Consider the following 18,600-nt stretch of genomic DNA (forward strand, 5'->3'; position numbering starts at 1 on the left):
ATCAGGCTTTTTTCCTGCCCTCAATATTGGGCAAAAACCCGGTAATGATACCAATCAGGGGCAAGAATGCACAGATATGAAATACGTAATTGATGCTGGTGCTATCGGCAAGCTTACCCAGTAAAGCAGACCCTATACCGCCCATACCAAAAGCAAAACCAAAGAACAATCCCGCAACCAGTCCCACCTTACCCGGTATCAGTTCCTGCGCATACACCAGAATAGCAGAGAATGCTGAGGCCAGGATCACACCTATCGGTACGATCAATACCCCGGTCCAGAATAAATTGGCATGGGGCAGCAACAAGGCAAAAGGTGCTGTACCTAAAATAGAAAACCAGATCACATATTTACGGCCGAACCTGTCGCCCACCGGACCACCGATCAGTGTACCGGCCGCAACGGAAAATAAAAATACAAACAGGTAAAGCTGCGAGGTTTGCACCGGTACATGAAACTTATCTATTAGATAGAAGGTAAAGTAGCTGGTCAGACTGGCCATGTAAAAGTATTTTGAAAAGATAAGGACCAGTAAAATGATCACGGCAAATACCACCCTTTTTCTGGAAAAATTATTGGTTACCACATTTACTTTTGCCCCCATTCTGGCCTTTAAATTGACCATATAGCCCTTATACCATTTGCCTACCCAGCTCAAAATCATAATGGCCAGTAAAGCAATGATAGAAAACCAGATCACACTGAACTGTCCGTAGGGCACAATGATCCAGGCAGCCAGCAAAGGTCCGATAGAACTTCCGGCATTGCCACCCAGCTGAAAGATGGACTGGGCCAGGCCTCTCCTTCCGCCTGAAGCAGCATGGGCCATACGAGATGCTTCCGGATGGAATATGGAAGAGCCCGTACCAATAAGTGCAACAGAAAGCAGCATGAAGTAAAATCCGTTGGACAAAGATAAAGTGATCAGGCCGACCAGCGTAAAACCCATTCCTATAGCCAGTGAATAAGGCTGTGGTTTTTTATCGGTATATAAGCCTACAAATGGCTGGAATAAAGAAGCGGCCATTTGGAACATCAGGGTAATTAAGCCAATCTGCGAAAAGCTCAGCTGATAGGTATTCTTTACAATAGGATAAATGGCAGGTATGAGCGACTGTATCGTATCATTTAGTAAATGGGAAAAACTAATGGCAAAAAGTATCGGAAATACAGTTTGCTGGGCAATTTGTTTAGGCTCAATGGCAGAGGCCGGATTTGTTGTTTTCATTATAATTGGTAATGGGTGATGTAAATTGTTTACTGGGATACGTGACCGATAATTTTTGCGGCAATTGTCCATGCTTTTTTGGCGTCGCCGGCAATGATACTTTTTAACAGCTGTTCGTGGATCACATACGTTTCCTCAAATGCCCGGGTATCTGGATAGATCTGAAGAAACCATTTTTTAAGGTGTACGGAAGTGGACTTGTAGAGATCGGCCAGGATCTCATTTTTTGAAGCCTCTGCTATGGCCATATGAAAGGCTACATCGGCATCTATGCACGCTTCTTTTAAACCTTCGGCAGCTGCTTTTCTCCGGTTTTCCAGATGGCCCCTGATGGCTATGATATCAGCATCTGTCCGGTTTAGGGCAGCTTTTTCGGCAATTTTCATTTCCAACAGCTGCCGCACTTCGTCCAGGTCCTGCACATTTGCACGCTTCAGCCTTTGTTCCATCGGCTCCTTACTGCAGGTAACCTGCTCTACAAAAGTACCTATACCCTGCTGTACGCGCAGTAAGCCCGAATTTGCCAGGATCTTTATCGCTTCCCTGATCGTAGACCTGCCTACTCCAAAATGCTTCATCAGCGCTGGTTCTATGGGTAGTTTTTCATCTACCTTATACCTGCCCAGTGTAATTTGTTCCTGAAGTCTGGCTGCAACTTCATCCGCCAGCGATTTCTTTTTGATATATTCAATTCCCATAATTCATCATATCATCAGATGAATTGCAAAGGTAAAGATTATATATTCATTTCCAAAAATCATTTTTTTTATGCCCTGCTTTTGATATCCTGTAAAAAAAAGCGAACTTGAGCGATTTAGAACAGACAGGATATGCAAAAAGTATATATGGGCGACGCAGGCCCGAAAGTTTCACCTGCGGTATACGGTTTTTACAGATGGGACGAGGTCAAAGAGGCCGATAGCGTTTTAAAAAAAGTGGTCAGCCTTTGCCTGGAACTGGGCATCAATACCTTTGAACATGGGGATCGCTATGGAAATTACAAATGCGAGGCACTTTTCGGCGATCTGATGAAGGAAGGGCTGTTTAAAAGGGATGAAGTAGTCCTGTTCACAAAATGTGGGTTAAGACTTCCCCATCCGCACAATCCGGAAATCAGGGTTAAGCATTATGACACTTCTGCTGCCCACATCACTAAAAGTGTGGAGTCTTCCTTAAGGAACCTGAGAACAGATTACATCGATATATTTTTGCTCGACAAACTGGATGCCATCTCCAACCTGGAAGAAACAGCCCTGACGCTGGAAAAACTGAAAGATTCCGGAAAGATCAAGAGCATCGGTGTTGCCAATTTTTCGGTATTCCAGCACCAGCTGCTGGCAGCTTACCTAACCAAACCCATTGTAACCAACCACATAGAACTGAACCTGCTCAGCACCCAGGCATTGGACAACGGGCAGCTCGACTATATCAAACAACGTTACATGAGGCCACTGGCATATGCCCCGCTTGCAGAAGGCCGTGTAGCAGCCGGTACAGATGTACAGGCCCTTAAAGTACGGGCAAAACTGGAAGAGCTGAGTATAAAATATAAGGCCGATATCGAATCCCTTGCCGTAGCCTGGCTGGTAAAACTAGGGGCATTGCCCTTAATTGGCACTACCAATGTACAAAGGATCAAAAATGCGGCCAATGCTTTTTCCATAGAGCTGGATCATCAGGACTGGTACGAACTGTATAATGTATCGGTAGAAAATACAAAGTAGAAGACCAAAAGGCAGTACCCTTTTATGGGGTACTGCAATACCGTTTCATGACATCAACAATCATTGGCTTCCTGTCGCCCAGTTCGTAGCCCAGTTTTAGATCTGCACAGATCTTATCCTGGTCTTCCTTTGGCACAGGAACGTTATCCTTGGCCGCCATTACCGTTACCTCTTTTGTTTTGCTTAAGGTTTTGCTATCCTTAAACTCATATTTCCTTAACCTGGCAAAAGCCCTCGAACTTAAGGCCTGCATATATAAGGGTTCCAGTTCAATTGCCTTATCAAAATCAGCAATGGCACTGTCAAAATCAAAAAGGTTAAACTTCGCATTGCCCCTGTAAAAATATACATCGGCATATTCGGCATTTAACAATACCGCTTCATCCATCTTTTTAATCAGGGTCTTATAATCGTTTTCTTTAATCAGCGTTTCAGCCTTGCCCAGTAATTCATAAAATCTTAGCACCTCCTTTGGCAGTTCTTTTTTACCCAGACTACAATTGATCTCACTTTTTAATTTCCCTGTCGAATAAAATTCCTGCCATATTCCATCTTCTTCGCCATTCCGGTATTTCCCCCTGGCCTTAAGCTTCCCATTGATAAAATAATCCTCGGTTGGCCCATAACCAATATCTGCCTGATGGTTCATAAAATATCTTTTATTGCCATTCACATAATAAGCTGTAGTGGTGCCATTTAAAAGTCCATACAACATGGTGCCCTCGGCCTTTATATTGCCGTTCATATAATAGTCTATAAACTTCCCCGAATAAGGTTTAATTGCCCCCTTTACGTACATGGCCCCATCTTTCTTCTCCATCAGCGCTCTCCTGGGAAGTGCTTTTAAAGCTTCCGGTCGGGCAGCATAAGCTTTAGTGGTCAGCATAATGATCTTATCCGTAAAAAAATGGCCCATTGAATTGATTTTTTTCTCATCCGTAATCACTTCAGCATTGAAAATATCCGCTTCAGTGATCTGTTCTTCATCCTTTGGCTCTTTGATGATCGGTATGCTGTCTACAATATAAAGGATCCGTTCTCTTTTTTCCTGGGCAAGAGAAACCGAACAAAAGAATATAAGGAGAAGCGCCGGTAAGATTTTATTTTGCATTTTCTGATTGTATAAATAATTAAAGTAAAGGTTTTAATCTGGCCCATACATTTTCTGCCAGTATTTTCTGCCCTTCGGCCGTCGGATGGATCCCATCTTCCTGGTTAAGCCGGGCCTGGCCACCCACTCCTTCCAGCAAAAAAGGAATATACGCCATATTGTTCTTTTGTGCCAGCTTGCTAAACAATGCTTTAAAATCAGCAGTATAGCTGGCCCCCATATTGGGCGGCATCTGCATACCGGCCATCACCATTTTTACCTTAGGGTACCTGGCCTTTACCTTATCAATTACAGCCTGCAGATTGGCCGATGTTTCTGCAACAGATAAGCCCCGCAGGCCATCATTTGCACCCAGTTCCAATACAAAAATATCAACCGGCTGCTTTAACAGCCAGTCTATCCTGCTTTTGCCTGCGGCTGATGTTTCGCCGCTCAGGCCTGCATTGATCACTTTATAAGGTAAATTTAACGAGTCTATCTTTTTTTGGATGATGGCCGGATAGGCCTCTTCCGGATCAAGCCCGTAGCCTGCCGTTAAACTTGTACCAAAAAAAAGGATATGCTGTGCCTCAGGCCGGCCGGTACCAGCCTGCGCTGTGCCATCAGTTTTGGCATTTTCCTGTCCTCCGGCTGTATGCTGATTGTTCCCACAGGCAGTTATCATGCTCAGCAAAATGATAGCGCTCATAAAATTAGTCCGTAACATATCGTGATATATAAAATCTAAATTAACGAATACTTGTATATTTAACAGGTAATCCTTCGTTAAATTTAAAATATTATCCGCTGTTCATGTCTGCCGAAAACATCCTTGAAGTTCAAAACGTAAGTAAGACCTATAAAAGTGCAGGTACTGCCCTTAGGGTACTCAGCAATATTGATTTTTCTATACCCCGGGGCAGCACGGTAGCCATTACCGGCCCTTCAGGCAGTGGAAAAACAACCTTACTTGGCCTTTGTGCGGGGCTCGACAGGGCAAGCGCCGGCAGCGTAATCTTAAACAAAGTGAAGCTGGACCAATTGAACGAAAACGAACTTGCCGCCATACGCAATAACCATGTAGGCTTCATTTTTCAGAATTTCCAGCTGATGCCCACCCTTACGGCACTCGAAAACGTAATGGTGCCCATGGAACTGAGAAGAGAGAAAAATGTAACGCAGCGGGCCATGGAGCTACTGGCCAAGGTAGGCCTGTCAGACCGTGCCCAACATTATCCCATACAGCTCTCAGGTGGTGAACAGCAACGTGTTTCCCTGGCCAGGGCTTTCTCCAATAAACCCGACATTTTGTTTGCCGATGAACCTACCGGAAATTTAGATGGAGAAACCAGTGAAAAAATACAACAGCTGCTGTTTGAACTGAACCGGGAAGCGGGTACTACCCTGATCATCGTAACGCACGACCTTGAACTGGCTGCCCATACCAGCCGGATCATCAAGCTAAAAGCCGGGACCATTCAATCTGATCTGTATGTCTGAACATCAACCAGGGCCCGGCAGAACGGTGGATATCCGCTGGTTGTTTAAAATGGCCTGGCGTGACAGCCGCCACAACAAATCGCGCTTATTTCTTTTTACCTCTTCTATTGTACTCGGTATAGCCGCACTGGTAGCCGTATATTCCTTCAGGGATAACCTGCAGCATGATATTGATGAGCAGGCGAAGACGTTGACCGGGGCCGACCTGGTCATTGAGGGCCGGAGGGCCCCGGATAAAAAAACTGCAGCCCTCCTGCAGGGTCTGGGCAATGAAAGGGCCGCTGAAAGAAGCTTCCCGTCTATGGTGTATTTTATAAAAAACCAGGGCAGCCGGCTGGTACAGATCAAGGCCCTGGAAGGCAATTATCCATTTTACGGTGAAATAGAGAGCAGTCCGGTCAGTGCTGCAAAAACGTTCAGGCAAGGTGGAAGAAAGGCACTGGTAGACAAGACCCTGCTGCTCCAGTTTAATGCCCGTACCGGCGATTCCATTAAGGTTGGCGAACTCAGCTTCCGCATCGAGGGGATATTGAACAAAGCCCCGGGCCAAACCGGCATCTCCTCTACAGTAGCACCAATTGTATACATCCCTTTAAAATACCTGCAGCAAACCGGCCTTACAGAAACCGGCAGCCGCATACAGTTTAAATATTATTACCGGTACAACAACCCCGATGCAGTAGAAAAAGTAGTAAAACAGCTTCAGCCCATATTGGAAAAAGAGGGACTGGATACGGAAACCGTAGCTTCGAAAAAAGAAGATACCGGCAGATCTTTCAAAGACCTAAACAGGTTCCTGGCCCTTTCCGGTTTTGTTGCCCTGCTGCTGGGCTGCATAGGTGTAGGTAGCGCCGTTCATGTATACATCAAAGAAAAAATGGCTGCTGTAGCCACATTAAGATGCCTGGGCTTAAAACCCGCTGAGGCTTTCCTCATCTACCTCATCCAGATCAAGGTCATCGGACTCATCGCTGCCCTGGCAGGTGCACTGCTCGGTACCCTGATCCAGTTCCTGCTGCCCGCCGTATTAAAAGATTTCATACCGGTAGAAATGACCGTCCAGCTCTCCTTCCCGGCCATTGGTCAGGGCATTTTATTGGGCGTCATCATTTCCGTACTTTTTGCATTGCCATCGCTGTTGGCTGTAAGACACATTTCACCTTTAAATGCACTGCGCTTATCTTTTGAAAAAACCGGCAACCGGCGCGATCTGCTGAATTGGGCAGTTTACCTGTTCATTTTGTTGTTTGTTATGGCTTTTACACGGCTGCAAATGAGCAGCTGGATACAGACCATTGCTTTTACCGCCGGTATACTCATTGCTTTCGTACTCCTTTTTGCCTTGTCTAAATTATTGATGTGGCTGGTACGTAAACTATTGCCACCACAAACGGGCTACCTTTGGCGCCAGGGTTTTGCCAACCTGTACCGCCCCAATAACCAGACCCTGATGCTCACCATATCCATAGGCCTGTCTGCCGCCTTCATCTGCACCCTGTTTTTTGTACAGGGCATCCTCATGAACCGCGTTCGCCTATCTTCAGGTGAAAACCAGGCCAATATGGTACTGTTCGACATCCAGAACGACCAGCAGGAAGCCCTTGTGCAGCTGGTAAAATCACATCAGCTGCCCGTCATGAACCAGGTACCCATTGTTACGGTACGTATAGCAGAAATTAACGGCAAAACTGCCTCAGTACTGGCAGCGGCCGACAGTACGGATAACCCGGATTCAAAAAAGCAGGAACCTTCACAACGGGCCTTCAAAGGAGAACTGCGGGTAACCTTTCAGGATACGCTTACTGCTGCCGAAAAAATTGCAGCCGGTAAATGGAGCGGAACTGTACAAAAAGACAATGTTGTATATGTATCTCTTGAAGAAAATTATGCCAGGCGCATACATGTCGGCATAGGCGATAAAATCCTCTTTAACGTACAGGGAATGCTCATTCCAACCGTTGTAGGCAGTTTAAGGGAAGTAAACTGGAGCAGGATGCAAACCAACTTCCGCGTGGTCTTTCCAAAAGGTGTACTGGAAGATGCCCCACAGTTCCATGTATTGATGACCCGCGTGCCTTCGGGAAACACATCCGCAGCTTTTCAAAACGCGGTGCTCCGGCAATTTCCGAATGTCTCGGTCATAGACCTCGGGCTGGTACTGCAGGTACTGGATGAACTGTTGGGTAAAATAGGTTTTGTTATCCGCTTTATGGCCCTGTTCAGTATGGCCACCGGCTGGATCGTACTGCTCTCGGCCGTACTGACCAGTAAAGGGCAGCGCCTGCGCGAAAGTGTTTTGCTGAGGACACTCGGCGCCAGCAGAAAACAGATCCTCAGCATCACCGCCATTGAATATCTCTTTCTGGGTACTGTGGCCACTGGAGCAGGCATGATACTGGCATTGGCCGGCAGCTGGGCCCTCGCCAAATTCAGTTTCGCCACCAGCTTTACGCCATCCATCTGGCCAGTTGCCGCTTTCTTTACCGGCATCACCCTGATGGTAGTCATTACTGGTGTATGGAGCAGCAGAAAAGTACTGAACCAGTCGCCCCTGGAAGTGCTAAGAAAAGAAAACTGACAGCTTAAAATTACTGCTTCCATTCAATTTATTCCGTAAATTGTTTACATTAGAATAGTCCTTACTCTATATTATGCGTTTAATTACCCTCCTTCTCTTTTTTTTAGCCTACCTGAATACCGAAGCACAACCTATCCGCCTCGATACCAATCTTATGAATAACAACATAGGTAAACAGGTAACTTATTTTGAAGATCAGAACGCAAACCTGACGCTGAACCAGGTGATGGCACTTGAAAAGGCCGGAAAATTTACACAGGGCCAGCAACAGATACTCAACCTGGGCAATAAAAAATCGGCTTTTTGGGTAAAGATCGATTATTTAAGCATCGGATCCAGACACGATTACCTTATTGTTGATGTGCCAAACATCGAACATATAGATCTTTATATCCCTAAAGGTGCCGACTTTATACATAGAAAAACAGGAGCCCTAAGGCCTTCTGCACCCGGTGTTATAGCCACAAACAATTATATATTCAGTTTACCGCTGCTACCGGAAAATACAGCAGCATCAACCCTTTGGCTCAGGGTAAAAACAAACAATATCCTGCTGCTGCCCATTAAAATGGCCACATCAGAAAACTTCATGCCTGGAACATCCCTGAAAAATAACCTGCAAACCATATATATTGGTGTGCTCCTCACGCTGTTCCTCTTTAATATTTTTCTTTATTTTAGCATGAAAGACAGTACCTACCTGTATTACAGCCTCTACGTTTTTTCACTTGGCTTATATGTAGTGGGTTATTTAAGAGGCTACAGCTATTTATTTGGTGATAATTTTAAGCTGTTTATAAACCATTATCCGCATACTTTTCTCAGTATCTCTACCATCTCCTGCATCCTGTTTTCTAAAAAGTTCCTTAACCTGAAAGCCATATCACCACGTGCAATACAAATATGTAACGTTTTAACCGGCCTCGCCCTCATCATGTTCATCACCAGCATTGCCGGGTTTAAAAGTATATCGGCAACGCTTGCCCAATACATTACCATCAGTTTTTCTGTTGTTTTATGGACCTTAGGCCTGATGGCCTATAAAAAAGGCCATACCCCGGCCAAATACTACATACTGGCCTGGACCTTTATTGCCGTAACCATTATTGCAACCGTATTGAGCATGGATGGAGTATTTGATTACCATGATTACAGCTTTGAATTTGTACCTGTAGGTTCGACCATTGAACTGCTGCTCCTGGCCTTTGCACTGGGCGACCGCTACCGTGTCATCATCAATAATGAAAGGAAGGCTCGTGAAGAGAATTTCATATTGGTGCAAACACAAAACCAGCGTTTGGAAGAACAGGTGGCCGACCGCACTTTAAAATTAAGCGAAAGCATTGTACAGCTCAAAGCCTCCAATGCTGTAAAAAACAAACTGTTCTCTATTATTGCGCACGACCTGAGAAGTCCTTTCAACAGTCTGGTCAGCATTTTCTCCTTAAAAGATATGGACCTGCTGAGCCTGGATGAACTTAAAATGCTGCTCAACGAAAACAAAAAAAGCATCGATACCATACACAATACACTCAACAATCTTTTATATTGGGCAAAAAGCCAGATGGACGGGGTAACTACCCAACCTTCGGCATTTGACCTGAGCATACTGGTAGAAGAGCTGGTATTGGTTTACGCCCCCTTAACACAACTCAAAGGGATCACTGTTGAACTGCAGCTTCCTGAAAAACTGATGGTATATGCCGATGAAAACCAGATACAGCTGGTATTGCGTAACCTGATCGACAATGCGATAAAGTTTACACCAGCAACGCAAAGCATCCACATTAAACTCACAAAGGCAACGGAGCATACAGAAATCTGCATCAGCAATAACATTCCCGATGGTCATGAACTGAATATAGAACACATCACCGATCCCAATGCTTTTGAAGCCACCTATGGTACTGGACAGGAAAAGGGGGTTGGCCTGGGCCTGCACCTATGCCGGGAATACATCAAAGGCAATGGGTCTGAACTAAAGGTGGACATTACAGGCCAACAGGTTTCCTTTAGCTTTCAATTGCCCAAGGCCAAAATATTAAACACTATTTAAACACAATCAGCGTTCATATCAGATATATGAAACTTAAACTGACCTTCTTTTTTTTAATCTGGTATACAAGCATACGGGCCCAGCCCTTTGTATTTCCTCAGCTTCCCGACCAGGGAAAATCAGTTGCCGCACTGGTTCCTAAAAACTGGAAGGTGATCGACAGCATCTCCGGCGACCTGAATAACGACAACATTCAAGACCTGGCCCTGGTACTGGAATTTTACAGGCCAGTTAAAGAAAACCGTGCTTATGGCGACAATGAAACAGAGCTGATTACAGAAGTACAAAAACCAAGGATACTGGCCATCTACTTTAAAAGATCTGCTGGTGTTGCATTCCGGCTGGTCACCCAAAACAACAACTTCATGCTAAGATCCGAAGAAGGAGGAGCCATGGGCGATCCCTTACGTCCCATGCTCATTGAGAAAAACCAACTTTTACTATCTTTCGAAGGTGGTGCAAACTGGCGTTGGAAATTAAATTATAGCTTTAAATACTTAGATAAAGACTGGCAATTGGTAAGGGCCAATAACCTTGCCTATCATTCCGGTTCCGGAGAAATGAATGACAAGCAATATGACTTTATAAATAAAACGCGAAAAGTGATCACCGGATCGATGGGTGACAGCCTTGCGAAAGACAACATTTTTGAACAGCCACTGACTATAAAAACCCTGCGCACATTTAACAGCTTTAAAAAACCCTGGACCTGGGAGATCGCTCCAGATGATTTTCTATAAAAAAACACCCATGTATTGTTATCTCGAATAGTTAGGCGCTTCTTTAGTGATAGAAATATCATGCGGATGGCTTTCCCTCATTCCTGCAGCGGTAATGCGTACAAACTTGGCTTTTTGCAGATCTTCAATGGCAGCTGCACCGCAATAGTGCATTCCAGCCCTCAGGCCACCTACATATTGATAAATTACTTCTGCCAATGTTCCTTTATAAGGTACCCGGCCAACAATCCCTTCCGGTACCAATTTGGTCACCACATCGGTCTCGTCCTGAAAATAACGGTCTTTTGATCCTTGTGACATGGCCTCAACCGAACCCATACCACGGTATGATTTAAATTTACGTCCTTCATAAATGATGGTTTCACCTGGTGATTCTTCAACACCTGCAAACAATGAACCAGCCATGATTGCACTGGCACCAGCGGCAATGGCTTTCACAATGTCGCCGGTCTGCTTAATACCACCATCAGCAATAACCGGAATCCCTGTCCCGATCAAAGCCTGGGCACATTCAAAAACAGCATACAGTTGAGGCACACCCACACCTGCGATGATACGGGTAGTACAGATAGAACCCGGACCAATACCCACTTTAACCGCATCGGCACCTGCAGCCGCCAATGCCAGCGCAGCATCTGCAGTAGCAATATTACCTGCAATGACCTGCAGATCGGGCCATCTTTCTTTAATGGCCTTTACCATATCAATGACACCTTTCGAGTGGCCATGGGCAGTATCAACCGTTACCACATCCACTCCTGCCTGTACCAGTGCCGCAACGCGGTCAATGTTATCAGCCGCCACACCTACCGCAGCGCCAACACGCAAACGGCCACGTTCATCCTTACAGGCTTTAGGGTAATTTTTATATTTCTGAATATCTTTAAAAGTAATCAGTCCGGCCAGGTGCCCCTGCGCATCAATAACCGGGAGTTTTTCAATTTTATAATCCTGTAAGATCTCTTCGGCCTGTAAAAGTGTAGTCCCTTCCGGTGCGGTGATCAGGTTTTCCCTGGTCATTACTTCCGAGACCTTACGCTGCATATCTTTCTGGAACCGCAGGTCCCTGTTGGTAATGATGCCCACCAGTTTATTATCTGCATCAATAACGGGGATACCACCGATCTTAAAATCTTTCATGATCTGGAAAGCATCGGCAACTCTGGCATTTGCACTCAGGGTAACAGGATCCTGGATCATACCGCTTTCCGAACGTTTTACCTTTCTTACTTCTTCTGCCTGGCGCTCAATGCTCATATTTTTATGCAACATGCCAATACCACCGGCCTGGGCAATGGCAATGGCCAGGCCCGCTTCAGTAACTGTATCCATTGCGGCAGAAACTATAGGAACATTAATACGTATTTTTTTGGTCAGGAAACTTCCGGTATCCACATCACGTGGCAGAACTTCAGAGTAGGCAGGTACTAATAATACGTCATCGTAAGTTAGTCCTTCAGCTATAAATTTATTGGGATCGAGTTGCATAGCAAATAATTTAAGAGTTACTATTTGCCGGGCAAAAATACGATTATTATTGCGAATACGCAATAGTTTTGCAAATAAAGACAGCATGAGGTAAAAGATTACAATCAGATTAATTATTGAAACAACCCTCGGTAGCTGTTGCCAGATATTTTAAGCAATTGTGTGCTATAACTGCTCTATATTTTATAAGAACCTTTTTAGGTCCTTATTAGGACCTTGCTAGGTCCTTGCTAGGTCGATTTGACCTAATATAGATTTAAAAACGTTCTATAAAAATTTAAGTATGGTTTAAAAACTATGGGTTCCAGGTAAAATACAGTTAAAAACCATAACATGCATTTCTGGTTTCAACAAAAAGCTGTAAATTGAGCCGACACAAATTTGACCGGAAACATGAAACTGCTCCTTTCTTTTGCCATTCTATTTAGCTGTTTTATCAACAGCAATGCCCAGACCTTTAAATATGCCTTTGTAACTGATACCCATGTGGGTACAGCTACCGGCGAAGAAGACCTGAGAAGAACCGTAAATGACATCAATAAACAAACAGATCTTGACTTTATAGTGGTTACGGGCGATGTTACAGAAATGGGCACCAAATTAGAACTTAAACTGGCAAAATCTATTTTAAGCGAATTAAAAAAGCCTTATTACGTTATACCCGGCAATCATGACACGGGTTGGTCAGAATCGGGTGGTGTGGATTTCATCAGGGAATTTGGCGACGATAAGTTTACATTTGACCACAACGGTTATCGTTTTATTGCCTGCGCTTCGGGGCCCTATGTAAGGATGTCTGACGGCCATATCCCCAGGGATGCCGTAATCTGGCTGGATAAAGTGTTAAAAAAAACTTCTGCTACCATGCCGGTTATTTTCATCAACCACTACCCTGTCGACAATAGTCTGGATAACTGGTACGAAGCAACCGACAGGATAAAAAAATACAATATACAGTATGCCATCTGCGGGCATGGCCATTCCAATCAGGCGCTTAATTTTGAAGGTGTACCCGGTACCATGGGTCGCTCCAATTTAAGGGCAAAAGATAGTCTTGGTGGTTATAACATTGTAACCATGCGCAAAGATTCTGTCCTGTTCGCCGTTAAAAAACCCGGTCTTATGCTTGAACATCCCTGGAGAAAAATTGCACTGGGCAAATTCAGCGCAAGCAGTACCGGAAAGATAGAAAGGCCCTCGTATGAAATCAATAAGACCTATCCGCAGGTCAAAAAAGTATGGAGCTACCATGCAGCAGCCAATGTGGTATTGACACCTGCAGCCAGCAATGAGCTGGTTATATTTGGCAACAGCATAGGCGAGATAGAGGCTTTATCAATTAAAGATGGCAGCAAAAAATGGGTTTATAAAACAAAAGGTGCCATTTATTCTTCGCCTGCCATAGCAGACAATTTGGTTGTCCTGGGTTCGGGCGATGGCAGCATTTATGCGCTGCAGCTCAATACAGGCAAACTGCTTTGGAAATTCGATACCAAAGCTGCCGTTCTGGGTTCTCCGGTGATTGATAAAGGCCTGGTTTATATTGGCGGGAGCGACAACCACTTCAGGGCAATTGAACTGAAAACGGGGAAAGAGCGCTGGACCTTTAACCAGGTAGAGGGCACTATTGTAGGCAAACCTTTGTTGTATGAAGGTAAAGTGATCTTTGGTTCCTGGGGCCGTCACTTATATGCACTGGACCAACATACGGGCAACCTGTTGTGGAAATGGAACAATGGAAATGCCAACCGCATGTTCTCTCCGGCCATGTGCACACCGGTAGCCCATAAGGGCATTGTTTATTTTGCGGCACCCGACAGGGTACTTACTGCACTTGATGCAAACAGCGGAGCAACACTTTGGAGAAATAAAGAAGCTACTGTAAGAGAGTCTATCGGCCTGTCGGAAGATGGATCCCTGATTTTTGGCAAAACCATGAACGATGAGGTGGTGGCCTATAAAACACAGGCTACGGACCCGGGCATATTGTGGAGATTAAACATGGGCTTCGGTTATGAGCATGTACCTTCTATGCTGATCGCAAAAGATGGAGAAGTGTTTTTCGGTACACGAAATGGCGTGGTATATGCTTTTGATCCGCTGGAGCGCAAAACTATATGGGCACATAAAATAGACAACTCTATGATCAACACCGTAAATGTATTGCGTAAAAATGCGGTTTTGGTGGCTACTATGGACGGTGTGGTTAGTTTACTGAATATTAAGTAAATAAATTTTTTTCTTCTTGTGATATGTATTATAATTGTGAAAACAAATTATCGCTCTTATGCGCAAGAAAAATCTACTCGTATTATGCCTATTGCTACTGGTATCGTTCTCGTATGCCCAGGAAAATGTAGTCAGCAAATCAAAAACCTTCAAATATGGAAAAATAGAACCCGCCGAATTTGACAGTAAAGGAAGTGGTGCGGATTCGGCTGCTGCTGCCCTGATCTTGTTTGATGTAGGGAGAGGATATTTTGAGCTCAGCCCTAAGACCGGTGACTTTGCATTCGTTTTTGAAAGACATATCCGTTACAAGATCATCAATAAGAGCGGGTACGATTACGGAAACCTGGAACTGAGGTTTTACAAACAAAATTCTTCGGAAGAAAAGCTGGACTACATGGATGCGGCCACATATAACCTTGAAGGTGATAAAATTGTGATCAGCAAGATAAATAAAGATGCCAAATTCTCAGAAAAACAGGATAAAAATTTTACGCTTAAAAAGTTTGCCCTGCCCAATGTAAAAGAAGGATCTATTGTTGAATATAAATACAAAACAAAATCCGATTTTATCTTTAACCTGCAGCCCTGGTATTTTCAGAGAAGCATCCCTACCCTATATTCTGAGTACGAAGTCAATATTCCGGAATATTACAAATACAAGATAAGATCTGGCGGGTACCTGTTTTTAAACCCCAAACAGGAATATGTGAACGAAACTTTTAGTTCGAGCGCAGGAACACTGAATGCCTCATGCTTAAAACTGCATTATCAGGTTGAAAATGTGCCGGGTTTAAAGAAAGAGAATTTCATTACTACGATGGAAGATTATGTGAGCAAAGTAGGTTTTGAACTGAGCTCTGTAACAGTACCCGGACAGGTTTACAGGGAATTTACTTCTTCCTGGCCAAAAATTGTTGCCGGACTTAAAACAGAAGAAAACTTCGGGGCTTTTATAAATAAAAAAAGTTACAGCAAAAGCATTTTAAAGGACATTGTAAAAACTGCAACACAGCCTGATACGGTATTACAGCTCATTTTTAATTATGTAAAAAATAACATTAAATGGGACGGTAATTACCGCTTGTATACTTCGGAAACCAGCCAAAAAAACATATTTGAGAAGAAAACCGGTAACTCGGCCGATATTAACCTTTGTCTGCTCACACTTTTAAATGAAGCAAACATTACAGCATCACCGGTTTTACTGAGTACAAGGGAAAATGGGGCACATCCTGGTTTTCCAATGATTACGGATTTTAACAATGTGATCGTTCAGGCCGAAATTGGCGATAAAATGATCCTTTTGGACGCCACAGATAAAGACCACGCCCTGAACATGATTGCCTATGAAAACCTAAACCATCAGGGCTTAAAAGTAAACCTGCCTGATGCTACTGCTGCATGGATATCACTGGAAGAGGCCAATCTGAGCAAGACAAATATTAATTTAATGCTGACACTGGACAAAGAAAACAAACTCAGTGGTAAACTGTATCTGTCGTCTACCCATTATGAGGCTTTAAACCGCAGGGGAAAATACCGTTCGGCGACAAATGAGACTGATTTTCTGAAAGATTATAAAACCGACAGACCGGGTCTTGGTATAAAAAACTATCAGATCCAGAACCTGGCCGACCTGGCCGAACCTTTGGTGGAAAGCATGGACGTAACCATTGAGGACAATGTGGAAGAAGCCGGAAACCTGGCCTATTTTGCCCCGCTATTGTTTGAAAGGACAAAGGAAAATCCCTTTAAACTGGAAGAAAGGATTTATCCGGTCGACTTTGCTTATCCTAAGGAAGAAAATTACCGCATCACGATCGATTTTCCAAAAGAATACCATTTGGATAAATCGCCCAAAAATGAAAAAGTAGTTTTACCGGATGATGCTGCCTCCTTTGTTTTCATGTTTGCTGCTGAAGAAAATAAGCTGATGATCACCAGCAAAATATCCTTGAAAAAAGCATTCTTCACGCCGGAAGAATACCACTACTTAAAAGAGCTTTTTAAGAATATTGTGAGAAAACAGGCAGAACAAATTGTATTTAAGAAAAGTTAATGATGAAAAGACCTGTCCTTTTGATAGTTTCCTTGCTTGCACTTTCGAGGGTAAATGCCCAGGAGATTTATGACGTCAGTAAAATTCCTGCTGAACTGCTGAAAAATGCTTCTGTTGTGATCAGAAATGAAGAGCAGGTTTATGAAGTGAAAAATCCGGGAACTGCGGTTTTAACTTACAAAACTGCCATAACCATATTGAATAAGAACGGGGAGTCGGCCTCCAACATGCACGAATTTTATGATAAATTTTCAGGTATTTCCAGTCTGAAAGCTACTTTGTATAACGACAAGGGAATCAAAATAAAGGATTACAAAAGTTCGGATTTTAAGGACAGAAGTGCGGTTTCTGATGGAACGCTGTACCAGGACGACAGGGTAAAATATCTCGATTTTATGTATACCGACTATCCCTATACCATAGCATACAGTTACACGGTAGATTATAGTGGTATCCGTTCGTACCCGACCTGGTACCCGGCAAGTAACTGGGGCTACGCGGTAGAGCAATCGAATTATATTTTCAGGATTCCTGAAACAATGACGTTTAAATACCTTAAAAGCAACAATGTAAAGACCGACTCGGTAAAAATAAAAGATAAGATCCAGTACCAATGGAGCTGTAAAAATGTGCCTGCCCTGGAATATGAACCGATGAGTATGGGTTTAAAGAATGTAATGCCCTGGGTTTCTGTTGCCCCAAACCAGTTTGAATTTGACAATTCAAAAGCGAACATAGAAACCTGGGCCAGCCTGGGTTCCTGGCTTTTTAACCTGAGCAGCGGTATGCAGGTGCTCCCTGAAGGCGTAAAAACGAAAATACAGGGCCTGCTGAAAACAGCCAAAGACCCAAAAGAAAAAATCAGGATATTGTATAATTATTTGCAATCGAACACCAGGTATGTGGGGGTGCAGCTGGGTATAGGGGGTTACAAGCCCATTGCTGCCGAAAAAGTAGCTGCTGTAAATTACGGGGATTGCAAGGGCTTATCTAACTATATGAAGGCCATGCTGCAGGAGGCTGGGATCAAATCGGACCTGGTGATCCTTGGCAATGATATGCCTTCTATAAATAAACAGTATGCCAGCATGAACCAGACCAACCACATGATCCTTTGTGTGCCGCTTGAAAAAGATACGGTATGGCTGGAGTGTACCAGTCAGCTGATGCCAGCCGGTTTTATAGGCAATTCCAATTCGAACAGGACAGTATTGCTGATTACTGAAAATGGGGGCAAACTGGTACAGACACCAGTGTACGATCCGGCCAGCAACTACCAGAAGCGCAGTACAAAAGTAAACCTGGATGAAGAAGGTTCGGCATTGGTAAGCATTGAAACCCAGTATGCAAATGCCCAGTACGAAGACAATGTGGCCATGCTGCTTATAGATCCCACAGCACAGCGAAAAAGGATCATGAACTCACTGAGCATTCCAAACATGCAGATCGGGACCCTCAGTTATACACAACCGGATAAAAATGCAGCGGTATTGAATGAGCAGATAGGCTTAAAATGCACACAGCTGCTGACTAAGGGCGGGGATAAGTTATTTATGACCTTAAATATGTTAAACAGGCAGGAAACAGCGGTAACAGCCCTGGAAGACCGCAAAACTTTTTTCAGTATCGATTACAGCTTTAATGATGAAGATGAGATCGTTTATACCATACCTAAGGGATATAAGGTAGAGTTTATACCTAAAGATGTGCTGATCGAATCGGAATTTGGAAGGTATACGGCAAAGGTAGTGGCGAAAGACAATACCCTGGTCTATACCCGTACAAAAACAATGACCAGCAAGGCTTATCCACCAGAAAAGTATAACGACTTTGTGGCCTTTCATAAAAAGATCTATCAAGCCGATAAACAAAAAGGTATCCTGGCTAAAATAGAATAGCCAGGAT

At 43.9% G+C, this 18,600-nt stretch carries 13 protein-coding genes; 8 read left to right on the top strand and 5 right to left on the bottom strand.

The genetic code is table 11. From position 1 onward, the window contains the following. Position 1: 1 nt before the first annotated feature. Positions 2 to 1,228 (bottom strand): MFS transporter, encoded by a 1,227-nt coding sequence (locus HDC92_RS01585; RefSeq protein WP_015807431.1) that lies wholly within the window; start codon positions 1,226 to 1,228, stop codon positions 2 to 4. Between the two features lie 29 nt (positions 1,229 to 1,257). Next, complete coding sequence (locus tag HDC92_RS01590; protein WP_015807430.1) at positions 1,258 to 1,926, bottom strand: FadR/GntR family transcriptional regulator; 669 nt, start codon at positions 1,924 to 1,926, stop codon at positions 1,258 to 1,260. A 132-nt stretch (positions 1,927 to 2,058) separates the two neighbouring features. Between HDC92_RS01590 and HDC92_RS01595 the strand changes: the two genes are divergently transcribed. Beyond that, a complete protein-coding gene (locus HDC92_RS01595) occupies positions 2,059 to 2,952 on the top strand; it encodes an aldo/keto reductase family oxidoreductase (RefSeq protein WP_183871880.1) in 894 nt (297 codons plus the stop codon). 22 nt (positions 2,953 to 2,974) lie between these two features. Here HDC92_RS01595 and HDC92_RS01600 read toward each other — a convergent pair whose 3' ends face one another. Both HDC92_RS01600 and HDC92_RS01605 read right to left on the bottom strand, forming a co-directional pair. Beyond that, positions 2,975 to 4,063 carry a tetratricopeptide repeat protein gene (locus tag HDC92_RS01600; protein ID WP_183871882.1) on the bottom strand — a complete coding sequence of 363 codons (1,089 nt, stop codon included), beginning with the start codon at positions 4,061 to 4,063 and terminating at the stop codon, positions 2,975 to 2,977. A 19-nt stretch (positions 4,064 to 4,082) separates the two neighbouring features. Continuing rightward, positions 4,083 to 4,751: an arylesterase gene (locus HDC92_RS01605; protein ID WP_183871884.1), complete on the bottom strand. Its 669-nt coding sequence runs from the start codon at positions 4,749 to 4,751 to the stop codon at positions 4,083 to 4,085. 104 nt (positions 4,752 to 4,855) lie between these two features. Between HDC92_RS01605 and HDC92_RS01610 the strand changes: the two genes are divergently transcribed. The 4 genes from HDC92_RS01610 to HDC92_RS01625 all read left to right on the top strand — a co-directional run bounded on the left by HDC92_RS01610 (position 4,856) and on the right by HDC92_RS01625 (position 10,916). Continuing rightward, the gene (locus tag HDC92_RS01610) at positions 4,856 to 5,542 is read left to right on the top strand and encodes an ABC transporter ATP-binding protein (protein WP_015807426.1); all 687 of its coding nucleotides are present in this window, start codon (positions 4,856 to 4,858) and stop codon (positions 5,540 to 5,542) included. Further along, the gene (locus HDC92_RS01615; RefSeq protein WP_183871886.1) at positions 5,535 to 8,120 is read left to right on the top strand and encodes an ABC transporter permease; all 2,586 of its coding nucleotides are present in this window, start codon (positions 5,535 to 5,537) and stop codon (positions 8,118 to 8,120) included. Before HDC92_RS01610 ends, HDC92_RS01615 begins: the two co-directional genes overlap by 8 nt. A 73-nt stretch (positions 8,121 to 8,193) precedes the next feature. Next, positions 8,194 to 10,176, top strand: coding sequence for a sensor histidine kinase (locus HDC92_RS01620; protein ID WP_183871888.1), 1,983 nt, complete (start codon positions 8,194 to 8,196; stop codon positions 10,174 to 10,176). A gap of 26 nt (positions 10,177 to 10,202) precedes the next feature. Then, positions 10,203 to 10,916 carry a hypothetical protein gene (locus tag HDC92_RS01625; RefSeq protein WP_183871890.1) on the top strand — a complete coding sequence of 238 codons (714 nt, stop codon included), beginning with the start codon at positions 10,203 to 10,205 and terminating at the stop codon, positions 10,914 to 10,916. 18 nt (positions 10,917 to 10,934) lie between these two features. On the opposite strand, the gene guaB is transcribed toward HDC92_RS01625, so the two are convergent. Beyond that, positions 10,935 to 12,404: an IMP dehydrogenase gene (gene guaB / locus HDC92_RS01630; protein ID WP_015807422.1), complete on the bottom strand. Its 1,470-nt coding sequence runs from the start codon at positions 12,402 to 12,404 to the stop codon at positions 10,935 to 10,937. A 393-nt stretch (positions 12,405 to 12,797) separates the two neighbouring features. Here guaB and HDC92_RS01635 point away from each other — a divergent pair, with 393 nt between their 5' ends. The 3 genes from HDC92_RS01635 to HDC92_RS01645 are packed head-to-tail and all read left to right on the top strand — an operon-like array spanning position 12,798 to position 18,593. Beyond that, entirely contained in the window at positions 12,798 to 14,633 is a 1,836-nt protein-coding gene (locus HDC92_RS01635; RefSeq protein WP_183871892.1) for a PQQ-binding-like beta-propeller repeat protein, read from the top strand. 58 nt (positions 14,634 to 14,691) lie between these two features. Then, positions 14,692 to 16,695 carry a DUF3857 domain-containing protein gene (locus tag HDC92_RS01640; RefSeq protein ID WP_183871894.1) on the top strand — a complete coding sequence of 668 codons (2,004 nt, stop codon included), beginning with the start codon at positions 14,692 to 14,694 and terminating at the stop codon, positions 16,693 to 16,695. Further along, entirely contained in the window at positions 16,695 to 18,593 is a 1,899-nt protein-coding gene (locus HDC92_RS01645; RefSeq protein WP_183871896.1) for a DUF3857 domain-containing protein, read from the top strand. The genes HDC92_RS01640 and HDC92_RS01645 overlap by 1 nt, the downstream gene beginning before the upstream one ends. Positions 18,594 to 18,600 lie beyond the last annotated feature (7 nt).

Origin of the sequence: Pedobacter sp. AK017 (assembly GCF_014200825.1) — a bacterium.
Lineage (GTDB): Bacteria > Bacteroidota > Bacteroidia > Sphingobacteriales > Sphingobacteriaceae > Pedobacter > Pedobacter heparinus.